Annotated in this window: 19 protein-coding genes and 1 pseudogene; 7 read left to right on the forward strand and 13 right to left on the reverse strand. The window is 73.6% G+C overall.

The window, feature by feature from the left end; all coding sequences use genetic code 11:
• Positions 1-5 precede the first annotated feature (5 nt).
• The 5 genes from ACSU53_RS04110 to ACSU53_RS04130 form a co-directional block, all read right to left on the reverse strand.
• Entirely contained in the window at positions 6-1,217 is a 1,212-nt protein-coding gene (locus tag ACSU53_RS04110; protein WP_203625861.1) for a Gfo/Idh/MocA family protein, read from the reverse strand.
• 80 nt (positions 1,218-1,297) lie between these two features.
• Complete coding sequence (locus tag ACSU53_RS04115) at positions 1,298-2,347, reverse strand: substrate-binding domain-containing protein (protein ID WP_437024796.1); 1,050 nt, start codon at positions 2,345-2,347, stop codon at positions 1,298-1,300.
• 16 nt (positions 2,348-2,363) lie between these two features.
• On the reverse strand, positions 2,364-3,383 hold the full coding sequence (locus tag ACSU53_RS04120; protein ID WP_164336297.1) for an ABC transporter permease: 1,020 nt from the start codon (positions 3,381-3,383) through the stop codon (positions 2,364-2,366).
• A complete protein-coding gene (locus ACSU53_RS04125; protein ID WP_437024798.1) occupies positions 3,380-4,897 on the reverse strand; it encodes a sugar ABC transporter ATP-binding protein in 1,518 nt (505 codons plus the stop codon). The genes ACSU53_RS04120 and ACSU53_RS04125 overlap by 4 nt, the downstream gene beginning before the upstream one ends.
• Before the next feature lie 364 nt (positions 4,898-5,261).
• Complete coding sequence (locus ACSU53_RS04130) at positions 5,262-6,443, reverse strand: ROK family protein (protein WP_437024799.1); 1,182 nt, start codon at positions 6,441-6,443, stop codon at positions 5,262-5,264.
• A gap of 366 nt (positions 6,444-6,809) precedes the next feature.
• Between ACSU53_RS04130 and ACSU53_RS04135 the strand changes: the two genes are divergently transcribed.
• Both ACSU53_RS04135 and ACSU53_RS04140 read left to right on the forward strand, forming a co-directional pair.
• On the forward strand, positions 6,810-8,528 hold the full coding sequence (locus tag ACSU53_RS04135) for a protein kinase domain-containing protein (protein WP_437024800.1): 1,719 nt from the start codon (positions 6,810-6,812) through the stop codon (positions 8,526-8,528).
• Positions 8,525-9,289, forward strand: a complete 765-nt coding sequence (locus ACSU53_RS04140; protein WP_437024801.1) for a hypothetical protein — start codon at positions 8,525-8,527, stop codon at positions 9,287-9,289. The genes ACSU53_RS04135 and ACSU53_RS04140 overlap by 4 nt, the downstream gene beginning before the upstream one ends.
• Before the next feature lie 17 nt (positions 9,290-9,306).
• On the opposite strand, the gene ACSU53_RS04145 is transcribed toward ACSU53_RS04140, so the two are convergent.
• Positions 9,307-10,245 carry a beta-ketoacyl-ACP synthase III gene (locus tag ACSU53_RS04145; protein WP_437024802.1) on the reverse strand — a complete coding sequence of 313 codons (939 nt, stop codon included), beginning with the start codon at positions 10,243-10,245 and terminating at the stop codon, positions 9,307-9,309.
• Between the two features lie 552 nt (positions 10,246-10,797).
• Between ACSU53_RS04145 and fdhD the strand changes: the two genes are divergently transcribed.
• On the forward strand, positions 10,798-11,646 hold the full coding sequence (gene fdhD / locus ACSU53_RS04150) for a formate dehydrogenase accessory sulfurtransferase FdhD (RefSeq protein WP_437024803.1): 849 nt from the start codon (positions 10,798-10,800) through the stop codon (positions 11,644-11,646).
• Positions 11,647-11,726: 80 nt separating this feature from the next.
• The gene (locus ACSU53_RS04155; RefSeq protein ID WP_437024804.1) at positions 11,727-12,962 is read left to right on the forward strand and encodes a DUF4185 domain-containing protein; all 1,236 of its coding nucleotides are present in this window, start codon (positions 11,727-11,729) and stop codon (positions 12,960-12,962) included.
• Here ACSU53_RS04155 and ACSU53_RS04160 read toward each other — a convergent pair.
• Positions 12,898-13,089: pseudogene (locus ACSU53_RS04160) on the reverse strand (bile acid:sodium symporter); the annotation flags it as partial. The gene ACSU53_RS04155 and the pseudogene ACSU53_RS04160 sit on opposite strands and share 65 nt — an antisense overlap.
• Before the next feature lie 448 nt (positions 13,090-13,537).
• On the opposite strand from ACSU53_RS04160, the gene ACSU53_RS04165 reads away from it, so the two are divergent.
• Together ACSU53_RS04165 and ACSU53_RS04170 are read left to right on the forward strand one after the other, a co-directional pair.
• The gene (locus tag ACSU53_RS04165) at positions 13,538-15,364 is read left to right on the forward strand and encodes an AMP-dependent synthetase/ligase (RefSeq protein ID WP_437024805.1); all 1,827 of its coding nucleotides are present in this window, start codon (positions 13,538-13,540) and stop codon (positions 15,362-15,364) included.
• A 125-nt stretch (positions 15,365-15,489) separates the two neighbouring features.
• The gene (locus ACSU53_RS04170) at positions 15,490-16,281 is read left to right on the forward strand and encodes an aldo/keto reductase (protein WP_437033020.1); all 792 of its coding nucleotides are present in this window, start codon (positions 15,490-15,492) and stop codon (positions 16,279-16,281) included.
• A 175-nt stretch (positions 16,282-16,456) separates the two neighbouring features.
• On the opposite strand, the gene ACSU53_RS04175 is transcribed toward ACSU53_RS04170, so the two are convergent.
• Entirely contained in the window at positions 16,457-16,858 is a 402-nt protein-coding gene (locus tag ACSU53_RS04175; RefSeq protein WP_437024806.1) for a RidA family protein, read from the reverse strand.
• Between the two features lie 108 nt (positions 16,859-16,966).
• Between ACSU53_RS04175 and ACSU53_RS04180 the strand changes: the two genes are divergently transcribed.
• Positions 16,967-17,350 carry a winged helix-turn-helix transcriptional regulator gene (locus ACSU53_RS04180; RefSeq protein ID WP_437024807.1) on the forward strand — a complete coding sequence of 128 codons (384 nt, stop codon included), beginning with the start codon at positions 16,967-16,969 and terminating at the stop codon, positions 17,348-17,350.
• A gap of 139 nt (positions 17,351-17,489) precedes the next feature.
• Here ACSU53_RS04180 and ACSU53_RS04185 read toward each other — a convergent pair whose 3' ends face one another.
• From ACSU53_RS04185 to ACSU53_RS04205, 5 genes are all read right to left on the reverse strand, one after another.
• Entirely contained in the window at positions 17,490-18,440 is a 951-nt protein-coding gene (locus ACSU53_RS04185; protein WP_437024808.1) for a class I SAM-dependent methyltransferase, read from the reverse strand.
• A gap of 187 nt (positions 18,441-18,627) precedes the next feature.
• Positions 18,628-19,416, reverse strand: coding sequence for a hypothetical protein (locus tag ACSU53_RS04190; protein ID WP_437024809.1), 789 nt, complete (start codon positions 19,414-19,416; stop codon positions 18,628-18,630).
• Positions 19,417-19,445: 29 nt separating this feature from the next.
• Positions 19,446-19,988, reverse strand: a complete 543-nt coding sequence (locus ACSU53_RS04195) for a SigE family RNA polymerase sigma factor (protein ID WP_437024810.1) — start codon at positions 19,986-19,988, stop codon at positions 19,446-19,448.
• A 214-nt stretch (positions 19,989-20,202) separates the two neighbouring features.
• The gene (locus tag ACSU53_RS04200; protein ID WP_437024811.1) at positions 20,203-20,946 is read right to left on the reverse strand and encodes a class I SAM-dependent methyltransferase; all 744 of its coding nucleotides are present in this window, start codon (positions 20,944-20,946) and stop codon (positions 20,203-20,205) included.
• Positions 20,947-20,951: 5 nt separating this feature from the next.
• On the reverse strand, positions 20,952-21,257 hold the full coding sequence (locus ACSU53_RS04205; protein WP_437024812.1) for a 4a-hydroxytetrahydrobiopterin dehydratase: 306 nt from the start codon (positions 21,255-21,257) through the stop codon (positions 20,952-20,954).
• Between the last annotated feature and the right edge of the window lie 67 nt (positions 21,258-21,324).

Below are 21,324 nucleotides of genomic sequence, written 5' to 3' on the forward strand. Positions count from 1 at the left end.
CCTCCTCAGGCGGCGATCGGCGTGTAGACGGAGTTCTTCTCTGCGCTCTCCTCCACGGCGGCCAGGACGCGCTGCACCTGGAGTCCGTCGGCGAAGGAGGGGTCGGGGGTGCGGCCCTCGGCGACCGCGTGGACCAGGTCGCGCGCCTGGTGCACGAAGGTGTGCTCGTAGCCGAGGCCGTGGCCCGGCGGCCACCAGGCGTCCAGGTAGGGGTGGTCCGGTTCGGTGACGAGGATGCGGCGGAACCCGGCGTGCGTGCCGGGCTCGGTGCCGTCGTGGTACGACAGCTCGTTGAGCCGTTCCAGGTCGAAGGCCAGCGAGCCGCGCTCGCCGTTGAGTTCGATGCGCAGGGCGTTCTTGCGTCCGGTGGCGTACCGGGTGGCCTCGAAGGAGGCCAGGGCGCCGGAGGCGAAGCGGCCGGTGAACAGGGCGGCGTCGTCGACGGTGACCTCGCCGGTGCCGGCGGCGGACACGGCGGCCAGGCCGCTGGTCGCGGCGGTGGGCAGCGGCCGGTGCCGTACGAAGGTCTCGGTCAGGGCGGACACCCCGGCCAGGTGCTCGCCGGCCAGGTACTGGGCGAGGTCGACGATGTGCGCCCCGAGGTCGCCGAGCGAGCCGGAGCCGGCCTGGTCCCGGCGCAGCCGCCAGGTCAGCGGGAACTGCGGGTCCACCAGCCAGTCCTGGAGGTAGGACACGCGGACGTGCCGCAGGGTGCCGATGCGGCCCTCGGCGACCATCCGCCGGGCGAGCGCGGTCGCGGGGACCCGGCGGTAGTTGAAGCCGACCATGGCGGTGCGGCCCCGCGCGGCCGCCTCGTCGGCCGCGCGGACCATCGCCTCGGCCTCGGCGACGGTGTTGGCGAGGGGTTTCTCGCACAGCACGTGCTTGCCGGCGGCGAGCGCGGCCAGCGCGATCTCGGCGTGGCTGTCGCCCGGGGTGCAGATGTCGACGAGGTCGACGTCGTCCCGTTCGACGAGGGCGCGCCAGTCGGTCTCGGTCGCCGCCCAGCCGTGCCGGTCGGCGGCCGCGCGCACGGCGGACGCGTCCCGGCCGCAGATCACGGCCAGTTCGGGGTGCAGCGGCAGGTCGAAGACGCGCCCTGCGGTGCGCCAGCCCTGGGAGTGGGCGGCGCCCATGAAGGCGTAACCGACCATGCCGACGCGCAGGCGTGGCTTCCCCGTTCCTGCTGCCCCTTCTGACGCTTGCGGCTGTGCCATACGGATGTCCTCCTCGTCGTCCGTGCGGGCGGGGGCGGGCCCCGCCCGGTGGGCTGGTCAGGCCCGTGGGCCGGGGCTCCTCACTTGAAGCCGGTGGACATGTACTGGTCCACGTTCTCCTTGTCGACGACGGCCGAGTAGCAGGTCAGCGACGCGGGGATCTCGAACTCGGCGAGCCCGCCGACCCCCTTGCCCTGGCCGAGCGCGCGGGCCAGGTCGATCGCGGAGGCCGCCATCGTCGGCGGGTACAGCACGGTGGCCTTCAGGACACCGTTGTCCGCCTTGATGGCCTCGAAGGCGGACAGCGCGCCCGCGCCGCCGACCATCAGGAACTCGTCGCGCCCGGCCTGTTCGATGGCGCGCAGCGCGCCCACGCCCTGGTCGTCGTCGTGGTTCCACAGGGCGTCGATCTTCGGCTGGGCCTGGAGCAGCTGCGCCATCTTGGCCTGGCCGGTCTCGACGGTGAACTCGGCCGCCTGGCGGGCCACCTTCTTGATGTTGGGGTAGTTCTTCAGGGCGTCGTCGAAGCCCTGGGTGCGCTGCTTGGTGAGTTCCAGGTTGTCCAGGCCGGCGAGTTCGACGACCCGGGCGTCCGGCGTGTCCTTGAGCTTCTCGCCGATGTAGTGACCGGCGTTGAGGCCCATGCCGTAGTTGTCGCCGCCGATCCAGCAGCGGTAGGCCTGCGGGGTGTTGAAGATCCGGTCGAGGTTGACGACGGGGATGCCGGCCCGCATCGCCTTCAGCCCGACCTGGGTGAGGGCCTTGCCGTCGGCGGGCAGCACGACCAGCACGTCGACCTTCTTGTTGATGAGGGTCTCGATCTGGCCGATCTGCTGCGCGGTGTCGTTGGAGCCCTCGGTGATCTCCAGGGTGACGTCGCTGTACTTCTCGGCGCGCTTCTTGGCGTTGTCGTTGATGGCGTTGAGCCAGCCGTGGTCGGCCTGCGGTCCGGCGAAGCCGATGGTGACCGGCTTGCCCGGCTTGTCGTCGGCGGCCGGCTGGTTGCCCGCGGCGGGCTCCTTCTCGCTCGGCTCGTTGCTGGTGCAGCCGGTGACCAGGGCACCGGCGGACACGGCGGCGGCTCCGAAGAGCAGCCCTCTGCGGCTCGTGGACGGCATGGGCTTGGGCATGGCGGTGAACCCTTTCCTAGGTCGTGCTCGCGGTACGGCGCTGGACCAGCACGGCGGCGACGATGATCGCGCCCTTGGCGATCTGCTGGACGTCGCTCTGCAGGTTGTTCAGGGCGAAGATGTTGGTGATCGTGGTGAAGATCAGGACGCCCAGCACGGAGCCGACGATGGTGCCGCGGCCTCCGGTGAGCAGGGTGCCGCCGATGATCGCGGCGGCGATGGCGTCGAGTTCGTAGAGGTTGCCGTTGGTGTTCTGGCCGGAGCCGGCCAGGACGATGAGGAGGAAGGCGGCGATGCCGCAGCACAGGCCGGACAGCAGGTAGAGGTAGAGCTGCTGGCGGCGGACGTCGATGCCGGCGAGGCGGGCGGCCTCCGCGTTGCCGCCGACGGCGACGGTGCGCCGGCCGAAGGTGGTCCGGTTGAGCAGCAGCCAGCCGATGACGGTGACCGCCGCGAACACCAGGACCAGGGGCGGCACGCCGAGCACGTAGGCGTCGCGTTCGCCGAGGTCGAGGACGCTGCCGACGGTGACGATCTGGGTGCGGCCGTCGGTGATCTGCAGGGCGAGTCCGCGGGCGGAGGCGAGCATGGCGAGGGTGGCGATGAACGGCACCATCCCGCCGTAGGCGATGAGCACCCCGTTGACCAGTCCGCAGCCGAGGCCGACGAGGACGGCGGTGAAGAGGATGCCGGCGAAGCCGAACTCCTGGGTGGCGACGGTGGTCGCCCAGACGGAGGACAGGGCGACGATCGCGCCGACCGACAGGTCGATGCCGCCGGAGGTGATGACGAAGGTCATGCCGACGGTGACGACACCGATGACGGAGGCCTGGGTGAGGACCAGTTGCAGGTTGCGGGTGTCGAGGAACTCGTCCGGTTTGGTGAAGCCTCCGATGAGGACGAGGACGGCGAGCACCCCGAGCAGGGAGAGCGTGCGCACGTCGGGGCGGAACAGGACGGCGCGCCAGGCCGGAGGGCCGGCGGACGGCGGCGTCTTGCCGATGGTGTCCCGCGGCGGGGAGACGGGCTGCGTCATGTGGCCGGGCTTCCTTCCATGACGAGGTCGAGTACACGGTGTTCGTCGAGTTCACGGGCGGGCGCGGAGTGGACGACCCGGCCCTCGCGCAGGACCAGGACGCGGTCGGCGAGGCCGAGGACCTCGGGCACCTCGCTGGAGACCAGCAGCACGGCGAGGCCCTCGTCGGCCAGCCGGCGGACCACCGCGTACAGCTCGGCGCGGGCGCCGACGTCGACGCCGCGGGTGGGTTCGTCCAGCAGCAGCACCCGGCAGCCCCGCAGCAGCCAGCGCGCGAGCACGGCCTTCTGCTGGTTGCCGCCGGAGAGGGTGCGCACCGGCACGTGCGGGTTGTCGGGCCGCAGGGACAGCTCACGGATCGCCGCGTGTGCCGCCCCCAGTTCGGCACCGCGGTCGATCCAGCCGGCCCGCGAGAAGCGGGACATGGTGGAGACCGACACATTGCGGGTGACGGACTCCAGCATCAGCAGCGCCTGGGCCTTGCGTTCCTCGGGAGCCAGGCCGATCCCGGCCCGCACGGCCGCCCGCACGCTGCCGGGCCTGAGCGGCCGCCCGTCGACGAGGACCCGTCCGGTGTCCGGTTTGCGGGCACCGTAGACCGTCTCCAGGATCTCGGAGCGTCCGGAGCCGACGAGCCCGGCGAGCCCGACGATCTCCCCCGGCCGCACCTGGAGGTCCAGGGCCTCGAACTCCCCGTCGCGGGACAGCCCTTCGACCGTCAGGACCGGTTCGCCGAGGGGCTGCCCGGTGGGCCGTTCGGGGAAGACGTACTCGACGTTGCGGCCCGTCATCAGGGAGACGACCTCGCTGGTCGGTGTCGACTCGGCGGGCAGCCCGCCGGCGACGGCGCGGCCGTCCTTCAGCACGGTCACCCGGTCGCCGATGCGGCGGATCTCCTCCAGGCGGTGGGAGATGTAGACGACGGCGACTCCCTCGGCGGTGAGTCCGGCGACGATCCGGAAGAGGTTGTCGACCTCGTCGGGGTCCAGGGCGGCGGACGGTTCGTCCATCACGATGAGCCGTACGTCGTGGGACAGCGCCCGCGCCATGGACACGATCTGCTGCTGCGCGGCGGAGAGTTCGCCCACCAGGCGGGCGGGGTCGATCTCCGGGTGCCCCAGGCGCTGGAGCAGCTCCGCGGTCGCGGTGCGGGCGGCCCGGCCGCGGACGACGAAGCCGGCGGTGGTGGGTTCGTGCCCGAGGTGGACGTTCTCGGCGACCGACATGTGTTCCACCAGGTCGAGTTCCTGGTAGATGGTGGCGATGCCCAGCTTCATGGCGGCGATCGGCGAGCGGAGCGTGACCGCTTCACCGCGCCAGTGGATGGTGCCGGTGTCGGGCTGGTGGGCCCCGGCCAGCACCTTGATCAGGGTGGACTTGCCGGCCCCGTTCTGGCCGAGCAGGCAGTGCACCTCACCGGCCTGGACGTCGAGGTCGACTCCGTCCAGGGCGCGGACTCCCGGGAACGACTTGGTGATGCCGGACATGCGGAGCAGCGGTGCTTGGGATGCCATGCGGATTCCCCTCGGCGGGCGTGCGGGCCGGTGTCAGGGCGCGGTCGGGCCAACGTTGTCAGGGCAGGGCTGTGGTACCGGTGGCGTGCGGTGGTGGAACGGTGCGGCGGTGCGTCGTCGGGCGGTGCGGCCGTGCGCGGTGCGGCAGTTCGGTGGTGCTGGGTGGTGCCTGTGGTGCCTGTGGTGCCTTGTGCGGTGGTGCCTTGTGCGGTGCGTCGTTGTGCCGTGTGCGGTGGTGCGTCGCGCTGTGGTGCGGTGGCGCGGTGCGCTCTCGGTGCGTCGTGCCGTGGTGCAGGTGTGCCGTGGTGCAGGTGTGCCGTGGTGCGGGTGTGCCGTGGTGCGGGTGTGCCGTGGTGCGGGGTGCCTAGGCCGGTGAGAACAGGTGGTCGCTGATGAGCCGGGCCGCGCCGATCACGCCGGCGGTGGGGCCCAACTCGCCCAGGACGATGGGGAGGTTGCCGGTCGCCAGGGGCAGCGACTGGCGGTAGACCTGGGTGCGGATCGCGGCGAGCAGGGTGTGGCCGAGGCCGGTCACTCCGCCGCCGATCACCACCAGGCCGGGGTTGAAGAAGCTGACGAGTCCGGCGATGACCTGGCCGGTGCGGTTGCCGCCCTCGCGGATCAGGTCCAGGGCGGTGGCGTCCCCGGCGGCGGCAGCGGCGGCGACATCGGCCGCGCTGAGCGTGCCGTTCGCCTCCAGCCGGGCCGCGAGTTCCACGGAACGCCCCTGCTGGGCGGCCTCGGTGGCGTCCCGGGCGAGGGCCGCGCCGGAGAAGTGGGCCTCCAGGCAGCCCCGGTTGCCGCAGGCGCAGGGCCGGCCGCCGGGCACGGCCTGGATGTGGCCGATGTCGCCCGCGCTGCCCGTCGTCCCGCGGTAGACCTCGCCGCCGACGACGATGCCGCAGCCGATGCCGGTGCCGATCTTGACGCAGAGGAAGTCGGCGACGGTGCGGGCGACGCCCGCGTGCTGCTCGCCCATCGCCATCAGGTTCACGTCGTTGTCGACCATGACGGGGCAGCCGAGTTCCTGGCTGAGGGCCTCCCGCACGGGGAAGCCGTCCCAGCCCGGCATGATCGGCGGGGCCACCGGGACGCCCTCGGGGAAGCGGACCGGGCCGGGGACGCCGATGCCGGCGCCGTCGAACCCCTCCGCGAGTCCCGAGGCGCGCAACTTGGCGGCCATGGCGAGGACCTGCTCGAAGACCGCGACCGGTCCCTCGCGCACGTCCAGGGGCTGGGTGATGTGTCCGAGGATCTCCAGCTCGGCGTTGGTGACGGCGACGTCGACCGAGGTCGCGCCGATGTCGACACCGAGCATGCGCAGACGGGGGTTGAGCCGGATGTTGTGGGAGCGCCGTCCGCCGCGCGAGGCGGCGAGGCCGTCGGCCACGACCAGCTCGGTCTCCAGCAGCCGGTCCACCTCCACGGCCAGTTTGGACCGGGAGAGGTCGACCTGATCGCCGAGCTGGGCACGGGAGTTGGGGCCGCCGTCGCGCAGCAGCCGCAGCAGCCGGGCCTGGTGGGCGTTCGCGGGTCGGGCTGTCATGCGTCTCACGAGCCCCTCCCCGCCTCGATCGGCATCGCGCACCGGATTCCGGCCACGTGTGCGGCCTGCTTTCGGAAGGGAACGTAGCAGCGGCTGCCCGGGCTGGGAAGAAGTCGTGCAGGAATTGCCCCCCACTTTTTCCACTCACAGGACAAAGACGGGGCGGGGAGCCCTCGGAACCGGACGCGCGCAGGGTGCCCGCGGCTCTGCCGCCCGTCGCGGCGGACGCCGGGGCTCCGGTGGCCCGGACCGCCGGTCGGCCGGTGACCGCAACCGCGGTGGCCTGAATCGTGTCTGTGTTCGCGAGGGCCGGATGCCCCGGGGCGCGCCATGCTCCGGGGGACGGACTGCGGTCCGGGGGGATCGATGAGCACATGGGCGGTACCGGGGTACACCGAGTCGCTGGAACTGGGGGCCGGGGCGAGCGGCCGGGTCGTTCTCGCCGTGCACGAGGGCACCGGTGTGCCCGTGGCGGTGAAGTACCTCAGCTCGTCGCTGCGCACCCGCCCCGGCTTCGTGCACGACTTCCGCGCGGAGGCCCGGCTGCTGGGCGGCCTGGACAGTCCGTATGTCGCCGGTCTGTACGAGTACGTGGAGAGTCCCGACGGCGCGGCCATCGTGATGGAACTGGTGGACGGTGTCCCCCTGCGCGCCCTGCTGGCCCGGCGGGGCCCGCTGGAGCCGGAGGCCGCGCTGACGGTCCTCAAGGGGTCGCTGCTGGGGCTGGCCGACGCTCACCGGGCCGGGGTGGTCCACCGCGACTACAAGCCGGAGAACGTTCTGGTCACCCCGGACGGGGCCTCGAAGCTGGTCGACTTCGGCATCGCGGCGGACGCGGGAACGCGCGCCGGGGTGGCCGGCACCCCCGCCTACATGGCACCCGAGCAGTGGCGGGGCGAGCCCGCCTCGCCGGCCACCGACGTGTACGCGGCGACGGCCACCTTCTTCGAGTGCCTGACCGGCCGGAAGCCCTACCCGGGCGAGAACGTCGCGGAACTCGCGCTGCGCCACGTCGACGCGCCCGTCCCCGACGGCGAGGTGGCCGAGGCCCTGCGGCCGCTGGTGCGTCGCGGGCTGGCCAAGGACCCGGGGCAACGGCCGGACGACGCGCGGGCGTTCGTGGCGGAGCTGGAAGCGGTCGCGGGCGCCACGTACGGGCCCTGCTGGGAGGAGCGCGGCCGGGGCCGGCTGGCCGCGCTGGCCGCCCTGCTGCCGCTGCTGCTGCCGTCGGCCCGCTCGGAGGCGTACTCCACGACGGACACCGCGCGCACGGTGCTGCGGCAGGGGCCGGGCGGCGGCGGGTGGGCGCGGGCCTGGCGGCCCAGTGGTCCGGGGCTGCTGGCCGCGGCGGCGGCCGTCGTCCTGGCCGTCCTGCTGGCGCAGGCCCAGCCGTCGGGCGGCGACACGGAGCGCCGGGCGGCCGAGGCGTTCGCCACCACCAGTGCCCGCCCGGGCGTCACCGCGGGCCCCACCGCGCCGGGCGCGACGGCCGGTCCGGACGGGCCGGAGGGCCCGTCGGCGTCCGCCACCGCGGCCGACGCCTCCCCCGAGCCGTCCGGCACGGCGGCGGCGGAGCCCGGCGGCCCGGACCCGGCGGGCACCGACGCGGCCCCGGGCACCGACCCCGACGCGGGGACCGACCCGGGCACCGGCCCCGACACGGACCCCAGCACCGACACCGGCACACCGGGCGGCCCGGCGACCGGCCCGGGCACTCCCACCTCCCCTCCCCCGCCGCCGGACACCGCGCCCGCCGCACCGGCGGTGAAGGACATCGCCGTCTCGGAGTTCCGGCAGACCGGTGCCACCACCGCCATGACCACCGTCACGGTGGTGACGGACGGGACCGGCCCGGTGTCGGTCTCCCTCAGCTGGTTCACGGGTGACGTGTCCGGCCGGCCGTCCGCCCAGGACGGGGCCACGCAGGTGATCCGGCGCAGCGGTGCCACCCGGTACACCGTGACCGCCGAGCACTCCTTCGCCACCCCCGGCTGCTACTGGACGGTGCGCGCGGCCACCTCGCCGGCGTCGGCGGACGGAGGCGCGTCGCAGCAGCTCCTCACCCGGCGGTGCGACCTGCGATGACCTCGGCGAACGACCCCGCCTCCCGGCCCGGGAACCCGCCCGGCGAGGACGACGACTACAGCGCCACCGTGCTGGCCAGCCACTGGATCCAGCGGCCCGGACCGGAGACGGCGACGCTCCGCGAGCGGACCGACGACCAGGGCCCCGGCCGGGACGGGACCCCGGACGCGGCGACACTGCGGGCGGCGGACACCCGCCGCGAGGACCCCCCGGCGGACGCGGCACCGGAACCACCGCCCCCCGTCATGCCGGACCGGGTGGAGGGGACGGTGCTGCGGTTCGGCCCGGGTGTCGCGGGCGCGCTGGCGCACCGCTCGTACGGGGCGCCCCTCGTCCCGGTGCCGCCCGCACCGTCCGCGCCGCCGGTGCGGCGGGGGGTGCGGCGGCACGCACTGCCGGCGGTCGTGCTGCTGTGCGTGCTGGCCTTCCTGGCCTGGCAGCGCCTCGGTCCGGACCTGGCGGTCCGGGACGCGGCGGTCACGGCCCGGCCGGCCACGGTGGGCTGCGAGGGCACCGCGGACCTCGTCGGCACCGTGACGACGAACGGCCGCCCCGGGGTGCTGACCTACCGCTGGACCCGCAGCGACGGCACCTCCTCGGGCGTGCTCCGCGAGGAGCTGCCCCGGGGCCGGACGCAGGCACGGCTGCATCTGCTGTGGAGCTTCGAGGGCCGCGGCCGCTACGAGGGGCACGCCGAACTTCGCCTGCTGACGCCGGCCGAGCGCACGGCACGGGTGGACGTCGCCTACGACTGCCGCTGACCCCGCCCCCCGGGTCCTCAGGGGCAGCGGACGACCTGGCCCGCGTAGGACAGGTTGCCGCCGAAGCCGAACAGCAGGACGGGGTCGCCGGTGCTCACCTCTCCCCGTTCCACCAGCTTGGACAGGGCGAGCGGGATGCTGGCGGCGGAGGTGTTGCCGGACTCGGTGACGTCCCGGGCGACGACGGCGTCGACCGCGCCGAGGCGGGCGGCGAGCGGCTCGATGATCCGCAGGTTGGCCTGGTGCAGCACCACCCCGGCCAGCTCCTCGGGGGCCAGTCCGGCCTTCTCGCACGCCTGGCGGGCGACGACGGGCAGTTGGGTGGCCGCCCAGCGGTAGACGCTCTGCCCCTCCTGGGCGAAGCGCGGCGGGGTGCCCTCGATGCGCACCGCGTGCCCCATCTCGGGGACGGACCCCCACAGCACGGGCCCGATGCCGGGTTCGTCCGCCGCCTCCACGACGGCCGCCCCCGCCCCGTCGCCGACGAGCACGCAGGTGGAGCGGTCGGTCCAGTCCGCCACCTCGGACATCTTGTCCGCCCCGATCACCAGGGCCCGGGTCGCCGCACCGGCCCGCACGGCGTGGTCGGCGGTGGCCAGCGCGTGGGTGAAGCCGGCGCACACGACGTTGAGGTCCAGGGCGGCGGGGCCGGGGATGCCGAGCCGGGCGGCGACCCGGGCGGCCATGTTGGGCGAGCGGTCGATGGCGGTGGACGTGGCCACCAGCACCATGTCGATGTCGGCGGCGGTCCGGCCGGCCGCCGCGAGGGCCTTGCCGGCGGCCTGGGCGGCCAGTGCGTCCACGGGTTCGTCGGGTCCGGCGATGTGGCGGGTGCGGATGCCCACGCGGCTCGTGATCCACTCGTCGCTGGTGTCCACCCTGCCCGCCAGGTCCTCGTTGGTGAGCACCCGGGCGGGCTGGTAGTGGCCGACGGCGGCGATGCGCGAGCCGATCATGGGCGGGGTCCCCTCGTCGTTCGGAAGCGGGATCCCTCAGTCTGATCAGTGACTCACGGGTACGAGTGCAGGTGAAGCGACAGGAATCGGGCCCCGGTGTTGTCGGCTTCCGCCCCGGCCGGGCGCGGGGTGACGGGCGGCGACCGTCCGTGCGGCGGCAGCCACGGCGGGACGCGTCCCGGGCGGCCGGAACCGGGCCACCCGCCCCGGAGCGCCCCGGGCGCCGAACACCCCGGCCGCCGGACACCGCGGCCGCATCCGGCGGCCCGCATCCGGGACCCGCGCCCGGGGGCGCCCCTCCCACCGTGCCCCTCCGCCGCGCCCGCCGCCGGCCCCTCCGCCCGGCCGTCGGCCCGCCACACCGTCCGCCCGCCGACCGCCCGGCCGTCCCCCCGGCGCGTGCGGGACAATGGACGTCCGGAGGTCGTCCGCCGCACGGCGGCCGGGTGACCTCGGCAGTTCTCCCGCCCGCCGTGGTGCGCGGACCCGGCGTCGAAGGACGCCGCGGCCCCGGCACCCACGACGGGACGGGGACCGATCGGGACTGGGGACATGGGACGAGTCACGGAACGACGCAAGGTGCTCCGCATCAGGGACGGGGCGGTGTCCAGCCGGCCGGACACGCTCGTCGCCGAGGAGCCCCTGGAGATCCGGCTGAACGGGCGGCCGCTGGCGATCACCATGCGCACCCCCGGCGACGACTTCGCGCTCGCGGCCGGCTTCCTGGTGAGCGAGGGCGTCCTCGCCGCGGCCTCCGACCTGCGCACCATCGTCTACTGCGCGGGCGCCACCGAGGACGGCGTCAACACCTACAACGTGGTGGACGTGCAGACCGCCCCCGGTCTCCCGGTCCCGGACATCACCCTCGAACGCAACGTGTACACCACCTCCTCCTGCGGGCTGTGCGGCAAGGCGAGCCTGGACGCCGTGCGCACCACGACCCGCTGGCCCGTCGCCGACACTCCCCCGCTGCGGATGACTCCGGAACTCCTGGCGGAACTGCCCGAGCGGCTGCGCGCCGCCCAGCGCGTCTTCGACCGGACGGGCGGCCTGCACGCGGCGGCCCTGTTCGACGAGAGCGGTGAACTGCTGGACGTGCGGGAGGACGTCGGCCGGCACAACGCGGTCGACAAGGTGATCGGCCGTGCCCTCCAGCAGGGCGGTCTGCCCCTGTCCCGGGCGGTGCTGCTGGTGTCCGGACGGGCCTCCTTCGAGCTGGCGCAGAAGGCGGTGATGGCGGGCATTCCGATGCTGGCGGCGGTGTCCGCGCCGTCGTCCCTCGCGGTGGACCTGGCCGCGGAGACGGGACTGACGCTGGTGGGCTTCCTGCGGGGCGGTTCCATGAACGTGTACGCGGGCGAGGAACGGATCGTGCTGCGGGAGACCGCCGCCCGTGCCTGACGACTCCCCGCCTTCCCGGGGCGGCGGATCCGCGGGGGCGCCATGGACCCGGGCCGCTTCGGCCACTAACGTCGCGGAGCGTGCCCGACGACACAGCACGAGCACGGCGGCGGACGGGGACCGGGATCGGCGTGGTGCTGCTGGCCCTGGTGCTCGGTGCCGTGCTGCTCTCCGGCCCTCACGACGACGACGGCCGGCCCGGGAGCGAGGCCTGCGCACCGCGCACGGTCGCCTCCTGGTCGGCCGACGACTCCCTCACCTCGGAGTTCGCCCGCTACGGCGACGACGCCACCCGCACCGACGACTGGACGGGCGGTGACGGCACGCACTCGGTGCGGCTGCCGGACGGCCGGCTGCTGTGGCTGTTCTCCGACACCTTCCTGGGCCGGGTGAACGGCCCGCCGAACCCGGTCGGCGAGTCGTACACCTGGCGGGAGCCCACCGCGCCGATGGTCCGCAACTCGGCCGTGGTGATGCGCGACGGCCGTCTGGAACGGACCCTGCCCGCCCCGCTGTTCGCGGACCCGGCACCCGACCACTGGCGCTGGCCGGTCGCCGCCCGGGTGGAACCCCGCTCCCCCGGCTCCGCCGAGAAGGTCGTGCGGGTGCTGCTGTGGGTGCGCCGGACGGGGCCGTCCCCGTGGATCTACGGGGTGCCCACCGCCACCGAGGTGGCGACGCTCTCGCTGCCCGGGCTGCGCCTGGAGTCCGTCACCACGGTCCACGACCAGCAGCAGGTGGCCGACCCGTCCCGCCGGGTGCTGTTCGGTACCACCCTGACCGAGGTGGACGGCTGGACGTACGTCTTCGGCGGGGACGACGGCCGGGCGGTGTCCCGGCCGGTCTCGCGGGCGTACGTGGCCCGGATCCCGGAGGGCGGCCTGGCGGATCCGGCGGCCTGGGAGTTCTGGAACGGCACGGACTGGCAGACCCGGGCGGACCCGCGCCCGGTCCTCGGCGACGGGCGGAGCGCCGGGGTGGGCAGCGCCTTCTCGGTGGTCCGCGACGGCGGTACCTACGTGCTGTTCACGATGGCGGCGGGCGCGAAGGGGCTCACCACGGTGGCGTCGTACTGGGCGTGCTCGCCGGCCGGGCCCTGGCACGGGCCGGTGAAAGAGTTCAGCCCCGGGCTGCCGCAGGAGGGCACCGCCGCCTACAACCCCCAGACGCACCCCGAACTGAGCGGCGACGGGCAGCTGGTGCTCAGCTACGACGTCAACTGGATGGAGACGGCCGGCGCGGCCGTGATGCTCAGCCGGAACGTGGCCCTGTACCGGCCCCGGTTCCTGACGGTGCGGCTCGGCCCGGTGGGGTGACGCCCTCGCCGGACGCGGGGCCGTCCGAGCGGGCCGCGCCGGGCTCCGGGTCGTGCGAGCGGCGCCCGGCGATCACCGCGCAGACCATCAGCTGCATCCGGTGGAACAGCATCAGCGGCAGCACGGCCGCGCGCGGCGACCGCCGGACGTCCGCCCGGGACGCGGCGCAGGCGCTGGCGGGGGCCATCCTGGCGGGCGGGGACCGGCTGCACCGGGGCGGGTGAGGGCCGGGGCTGGGGCCCGGAGGGGCGGGTGGAGTCCGGGGGCACGGCCGCGGGGACCCGCCGCCCTCCCGCGTCCGACCGTCAAGCGCCGGTAACCCCGGCGTACAGATTCGGTGGAGATTTCCTCCCCAATCCTTACTCAAAAGTCAGGAATCTGTCCGGCCCTTCCCGTGTTGGGGGCATTCCGCGACGCTGACCTGCGCGAACGCGAGTGACGTTCAGGTTTCCCAGCCCTCCCGCCGTCCCGGGAGGGTGGGGTACCTTTCAGCGCGCCGCGCCGGGCGTCACCCGTCGGCGCGGTCCAGTGTCCGAATCGTGCGAGTCACCGGGGAGCGGAGAACGGGAGCGGCCGTGCGCGAGTTCACCAGTCCTGCGCTGGCGTTGCCCCCTCCGGTGGGCGGTCTGGCGGACGTCGTGTTCCGGTACGCGAAGGAGGACCCGTCGCGCGTCGCGCTCGGCCGCAAGGACGCCGACGGCGCCTGGCGGGATGTGACCAGCGCCGGGTTCCACGACGAGGTGCTCGCCCTCGCCAAGGGCCTGCTCGCGCAGGGCGTCCGGTTCGGCGACCGCGTCGCGATCATGTCCCGCACCCGCTACGAGTGGACGCTGTTCGACTTCGCGCTGTGGACGGTCGGCGCGCAGGTCGTACCGGTCTACCCGACGTCGTCGGCGGAACAGGTCCTGTGGATGCTGCACGACGCGGAGGTCAGCGCGGCGGTCGTGGAGCACGAGGACCACGCCATGACCATCGCCACCGTCATCGACCGGCTGCCCGGGATGCGGCGGCTGTGGCAGCTCGACGCCGGCGCGGTGCAGGAGCTGTACGACGCCGGCGCCCACCTCGACGACGACGTCGTGCACCGGCACCGCCGGGCGGTCACCCCCGACACGGTGGCCACCGTCATCTACACCTCCGGCACCACGGGCCGCCCGAAGGGCTGTCTGCTCACGCACGGCAACTTCATGTTCGAGGCGGACACCGTCATCGAGCGCTGGGAGCCGGTGTTCCACTCCCGCAAGGGCGACGAGGCGGCGACCCTGCTGTTCCTGCCGCTCGCGCACGTCTTCGGACGGATGGTGCAGGTGGCCGCCATCCGCGGGCGGGTGACGTTCGGCCACCAGCCGCAGCTGAACGCGGCGGCGCTGATGCCCGACCTGGCCGCCTTCCGGCCGACGTTCTTCCTGGCCGTGCCGTACATCTTCGAGAAGGTGTTCAACGCGGCGCGGCGCAAGGCCGAGCGGGAGGGCCGCTCGGGGGCGTTCGAGAAGGCCGTCGAGGTGGCGGTGAACTACGCGGACGCCATGGAGGCGAAGGCGTGGGGCACCGGACCGGGACCGTCCGCGGGCCTGCGGATGCAGCACCAGCTGTTCGACAAGCTGGTGTACGGGAAGATGCGGGCCGCGATGGGCGGGCGCATCCGGCACGCCATGTCGGGCGGCTCGGCGATGGACCGCCGGCTCGGGCTGTTCTTCGCGGGCGCGGGCATCCACGTCTACGAGGGGTACGGCCTGACCGAGTCGACGGCGGCGGCCACCGCCAACCCGCCCGAGCGCACCCGCTTCGGCACCGTGGGCCGGCCGGTGCCGGGTGTGTCGGTGCACCTGGCCGAGGACGGCGAGATCTGGCTGAGCGGCGACAACGTCTTCCAGGGCTACCTCAACGACCCGAAGGCCACGCACGAGGCACTGCGCGACGGCCGGCTGGCCACCGGTGACCTGGGGACCCTGGACGAGGACGGATACCTCACCATCACCGGCCGCAAGAAGGAGATCCTGGTGACCTCCGGCGGCAAGAGCGTCTCGCCGGGGCCGCTGGAGGAGCGGGTGCGGGACCATCCGCTGGTCAACCAGTGCATCGTCGTCGGGAACGACCGGCCGTACGTGGCGGCGCTGATCACCCTGGATCCGGAGGCCGTGGAGCACTGGCTGGCGATGCGGGGCAAACCCGCCCTGCCGGCCGCCGAGTTGGTGCACGACGCCGAGCTGGAGGCGGAGGTGCGCAGGGCGGTGGTGGCGGCCAACACGCTGGTGTCGCAGGCCGAGTCGATCCGCACGTTCCGCATCCTGGCGCAGCCCTTCACCGAGGAGCACGGACTGCTCACGCCGTCGTTGAAGCTGAAGCGCAGAGCCATCGAGAAGGCGTACACCGAGGAGGTCGAGGCGCTGTACCACGCGTGAATTGTGCGGTCGGGAATGCGCGGCGGGGTGTGATCGTTGAGGATGGGGCTGTTCACCGTCCACAACCGAAGGATCGAGAGCTCGTGAGCAAGGTCCCCCCGATCGTCCTGAACAACGGCGTGGAGATGCCCCAACTGGGCTTCGGCGTCTGGCAGGTCCCGGACGCCGAGGCCGAGACGGCCGTGGCGACCGCTCTGGAGGCGGGCTACCGCAGCATCGACACCGCGGCCGCCTACGGCAACGAGGAGGGCACCGGCAGGGCGATCGCACGGTCGGGCGTGCCCCGCGAGGAACTGTTCGTCACCACCAAGCTGTGGAACAGCGACCAGGGGTACGACGCGACGCTGCGCGCCTTCGACGCGTCCGTGTCGAAGCTGGGCCTGGACTTCGTGGACCTGTACCTCATCCACTGGCCGACCCCGGAGCGCGACCTGTACGTGGAGACGTACAAGGCGTTCGAGAAGCTGTACGCGGACGGCCGGGTCCGGGCGATCGGCGTGTCCAACTTCCTGCCGGAGTACCTGGAACGGCTGACGGCCGAGACGTCGGTGGTGCCGGCGGTGAACCAGATCGAGCTGCACCCGCACCTGCAGCAGCACGCGTCGCGCGAGTACCACGCGGAGCGGGGCATCGCCACGGAGGCGTGGTCGCCGCTGGGCCAGGGCAAGGGGCTGCTGGAGGTCCCGGCGATCGTGGCCATCGCGCGCAAGCACGAGCGCACCCCGGCACAGGTGGTGCTGCGCTGGCACCTCCAGCTGGGCAACGTCGTCATCCCGAAGTCGGTGACGCCGTCCCGGATCCGGGAGAACTTCGACGTGTTCGACTTCTCCCTGGACGCCGAGGATCTGGCGGCGATCAGCGCGCTGAACGAGGACCGGCGCCTCGGCCCGGACCCGGCCCGGCTGAACGGCGCCTGAGCACCACCGCACCCGGCCCGCCCGCGACGGCCTCCCCGCTCCCGCACTCCGCGGGCCGCGGGGAGGCCGTCGCGCGTCCGGCCCGGGAGGACTGCACGGGCGGCCGTCCCGGCGGGAAGGACCGGCGGGGCGGCCCGCGCCCGGCCGCCCGCCGTCCCCCGCCCCGCGGCACCGCTCAGGCGGGCAGCTTCATGTCCACCACGAAGGCGATCTCGACGGCCTGGCCGGGGAAGGTCAGTTCCGTGACCCCGAAGACGGTGCTGGCCGGACGATGGTCACCGAAGTAGGCCGGATTGCCCTTCATGATCGCCTCGGAGTTCCGCTGCAGGTCCACCACGTACAGCGTCTGGGAGACGACCTGGTTGCGGGTGACGCCGAAGTGGTCCAGCACCTTGTCCAGGTTGACGTAGGTCTGCCGGAGCTGGGCGGCGAAGTCGTCGGCGTGGACGAACTCGCCCGAGTCGCTGAGCGAGAGCTGGCCGGACACGTGGATCAGGTCGCCGGACCTGACCGCCTGCGAGTAGCCGAATGCGCTCTCGGCCGGCACGCCGTGGTTGTAGACATCGATGGTGGCCATGGGGATCGCCTCTCCTGGTGACAGGTCACTCTCTTGCGGTTACTCGGAAACCATAGGAGAGTGACGGCTGACCTGGAAGAACGCACTTTTCAGTAACCGAGGAACCTCATGGTGACCAAGCGACTGCTCGAGGACCTGCCGGCGGACGCGGACCTCAGGCGCGCGGACTCCCTGGCGCGGGAGATCTTCTCCGACGTCGCCAACAAGTGGGCGCTCCTGATCATCGAGGCGCTCGGCGACCGCACCCTGCGCTTCAGCGAGCTGCGGAACGAGGTCGAGGGCATCAGCCACAAGATGCTCACCCAGAACCTGCGCATGCTCGAGCGCAACGGCCTGGCCGAGCGCACGGTGCACCCCACGGTGCCGCCGAAGGTCGAGTACACCCTCACCGGGGCGGGCCGGGCCCTGCGCACCACGGTCGACGCCATCTGCGGCTGGACCCACGAGCACCTCGGCCACATCGAGGCGGCGCGGCACCGCTTCGACGGCTGAGGACGCGGGGCTCCGCGCCTCGACGGCCGAGGGCCCGCGCGGCACCGGACGCTCCGGCGTGCGCCTGCGGCCCCTCGCGGCCCGCGCGCCCCGTACGCCCGCCCCGTTCACCCGCCGGCGCGGCGGCGGCCCCGTGCCCTCACGCCGGCCGGACGGCGGTGTGCACCGTGTGGGCCGCGAGGACGAAGACGTCCGGGCGGTGGTGGACGCTCGCCGGGTCGTCGGGGTCGAGGAGGCGGTCGAGGGTGGCACGGTCCTCGGCGTCCAGGTCCTCGGCGAGCGTCTCGCGGGTACGGGTGAGGCTGGTGGCGACGTACGCGCGGGCCCGGTCGGTGGTGGGGGCGGGCAGGTCCAGGAGGAAGGTGCGGGTACGGGTGTGGCGGAGCCCGGCGGCCACCAGCAGCGCGGGCCAGTCCTCGGTCGCGGCGACCGCGCCCGGCAGGTCGGCGCGCATCCGGGTGAACCAGTCCTGCTCGACCGCGTCGATCCGGGCCTGGAGCCCGGGCCGCCCGAAGCCGATGTCCCGGGGCAGGAACCGCGCGGGCAGCCCGCCCTCCATCACCGCGAGGGTGCCGCCGGGTGCGAGCCGGGCCGCGAGGGCGGTCAGCGCGGCGGCCTGGTCGCCCAGGTGGTGCACACTGCGGCTGGCCCACAGCAGGTCGGCCGGATAGTCCAACTCGTCCAGCACGTCCGGGATGTCGCCGCAGAGGGTGCTGAAGCGGTCGGCGGCCCCGTGGCGGGCGGCGCGCTCCCGGGCCCGTTCCAGCAGGGGGCCGGAGCCGTCCACGGCGACGACCCGGGCCCCCGGGAAGGTCTCGGCGAACAGGGTGGAGATGACGCCGGGTCCGCTGCCGGCGTCGACGACGAGTCCGGGCTCGGTGACCTCCTTCGCCAGCCAGCCGAGCGCCCGCTCGTACAACGGCGTGAACAGTTCCGCCTGCGATTCGAGCAGCGGGGCCAGCTCGGCCCAGTCGATGTCGGTGTGGTCGTGGCCGTGGCCGTGGTGGTGCCCGCCGTGACCGGGCGCGTCGTGGCGATCCGGGTCGTGCGGGCCGGGGGTGTGGTGGCCGGGGTGGTGATCGTGCGCCATGGGGTCAGCCTCTCCGCTCGGGTAGCCCCAGGGTGCGGTGACGCACCGGAGGAGGCAAACAGGGTTGCCGCTTCCGCAAAGCCCTCCCCCGGTGCGGAGCGGTTCCTGCTCCGGGACGCCACCGTCGCTCAGCTCCCGCGGAGGGCCACTTCGCAGCGCCCCTCGCGGCGTCGGTCTCCCGCTTGATCTACTTCGTGACCTTGATCCCCTTCAACTCGGTGGACTCCGGCGCCAGGATGGCGAACCAGTCGTAGGGGGAGTGCTCGGGGCTGTGGATGACCGGAACGTCGGCGTTCGCCCCGGTGTCCGCGGACGTACGGCCGACCTTGGTGGAGGTGCCGTCCTTCCACGTGCAGGTGACCTCCTGGGCGGTCTTGGCGACCTGGGCGAAGACCAGGCGCGGGGTGGACGTGCCGTCCCCCGGGAGCAGCGGGAGCGACACGGTCCCGTACTCGCCGCCGGTCAGGACGTCGCCCTCGGACACCACCATGTTCCCGATCTCAGTGGTCCTCGCCTCCTCGCCGGTGACCCGGTGCACGAAGTGCGCGACCTTGCCCACCAGTTCGGAGGGCGAGGAGACGTCCTGCGGGTGCTCGCCGAACTTCGCCATGGCCGCCAGGGTGGCCTTGGCCTCCGCCGTGTCCGCCGGAGCCTCCCACACGTCGATGTACACCCTCCACGGCACTCCCGCGTCGGTGCCGCTCGCCAGGGTCGTCCGCATGTGCGGCTCGACCGCCTCCGCGCTGGCGACCGGCCGGCTCGCCGACGACACCTTCCGTTCCCCGTCACCGGACAGCCCGTTCAGTGCCAGCGCCCCTGTGGAGCCGGCCAGGACCAGGGTGGTGGTCGCCACGACCGCCCAGCGACGGGCCCTGCGGCGGCGGCCTCCACGGATCAGCGCCTGGGCGGGGGCTGTGCCGATCTTCACCTCGTCGGTCGCGTCGGCCAGCAGGAAGGCGATGTCGTGCTGTGTCATGTCGGAATCCGTCTCCCAGTCCGCGCTCTTCACTTTCGTCCTCCCTGCGTCACTGTCTCCACCCGTCCCAATGCCGCGCGCAGCTTCGCGATCCCCTTGGCCGCGTTGCTCTTCACCGTGCCGACCGAACAGCCCATCGCCTCGGCCGTCTGGGTCTCGGTCAGGTCCTCCCAGTAGCGCAGCACCACTGCCTCCCGCTGCCGTGCCGGCAGTTCGGCCAGCGCCTTCAGCAGCGTGTGACGGTCGTCGGCCTGGGCGATCCGGTCACCGGTGTCGGCCACCTCGTGCGTCAGGCCCGCGTCCCCGCTCCTGGGCAACAGGAACTCCCGCAGCTTCCTTCGGTATCTGCGGGCGTGCGTGTTGATCATCACGCGTCGCACATACGCCTCAGGGGCGTCGGCCGAGGCGACTCTGTGCCAGGCCACATAGACCTGTTCCAGCGTCGACTGGACCAGATCCTCCGCGGCGTGCTGCTCACCCGTGAGCAGAAATGCCGTGCGCATCAGGCGCGGCCAGCGGCCGACGACGAAATCGTGGAACTCTCCGTCCCCCGCCTGCTTTCGAACCCCCATGAGCACCTCCCTCCTGGTAGATGCTCAAGAGAGTCCATGCGAGGCCGAGACCGTTGCCTCACCAACGGAATCCTCGCCCCGACACCTCTGACCGGGCGGCACTCCGGCCGCAGAGAGCTGCTTGTCGCTTCGCGGCGGCCTCGGGAGGACAGGACCGGGAACAACGGCCCAGGGCCTCGATCCATCTCAGGGCTGCTTCCTGTACCGCGACCCCTCAGCCCCCTTTGCGGAAGGCGCGCAGGTGGAACACCGGGTCGGGGCGGGGCCGGTCCTGGTCCGGCAGGCTCGCCAGCCGGTCCGCGAAGCCCTCGGTGCGCGGGTCGCCGGGCGGCAGGGTGACGAACCAGCCGCGGCGCAGGTCGGCGATGGTGCGGCGAGGGCTGCGGCCCTGGCCGTGACCGGTGAACCGGCCGTGCCCGGCCGGCCGGAGCCCCAGTCCCGCGGCGTGCGCCGTCACGTCCTCGGGACCGTCGTGCACCGGGCTGGGCGGCCGGGCGGCCAGGACGGCGTCGATGTCACTGCCGACGTTGTGGGAGGCCGCCTTGCCCACGGTGGTGACCCAGATGCCGCCGGGGCGCAGCACCCGTGCGCACTCACCGATCACCCGGCGCACCTCGCCCGGACCGGCCAGCAGGTGCAGCAGCCACACGCTGACCACCGCGTCGACCGAGGCGTCGCGCACCGGCAGCCGGCGGCTGTCGCCGCGCACCACGGCGCCGGGGAGGCGGGCGGCGGCCCGGCATGTCATGGCGGGGGCGAGGTCGACACCGGTGACGCGCAGCCCGGGACGGGCGGCGGCGAAGCGCCGGGTGACGATGCCGGTGCCGCAGGCCACGTCCAGCAGGTCCCGGGGGCGGGCCGGGAGGAGTGCGAGCACGGCCTCGGCCGCGGCGCGGGCCCTGGGCTCACCGCCGCGCGAGGCGTCGTACCGTCCGGCTTCCTCGTCGTAGTCGAGCACGCACCTCAGTGTGCCCCGTGGGCGGGCGCCAGGTCCCGCACTCGGCGGGCCAGTTCGAGATCCTTCTCGGTGACGGCACCGCCCGCGCTGTGGGTGTGCACGGACAGGGCGACGGTGTTGTAGCCCAGGGTGAGGTCGGAGTGGTGGTCGAGCTCGTCCTGGACCTGGGCGATGTGGACGACCATCGCCGCGGCGGCGGCGTGCGAGGCGAGCCGGTAGGAGCGGGTGAGGCGGTCCCCGTCGAGGGTCCAGCCCGGCAGCTCGGTGAGCCGGTCCTCGATCTCCTCGGGCGACAGCGGTTCGACGGGCATGGCGTGCTCCTTCGCTGGTCGGGTCGTCGCTCGCGCCCGCTGGGGGCTCGTCCTCAGCCTGCCACAG

Origin of the sequence: Streptomyces sp. enrichment culture, assembly GCF_964273255.1 — a bacterium.
Classification (GTDB): domain Bacteria; phylum Actinomycetota; class Actinomycetes; order Streptomycetales; family Streptomycetaceae; genus Streptomyces.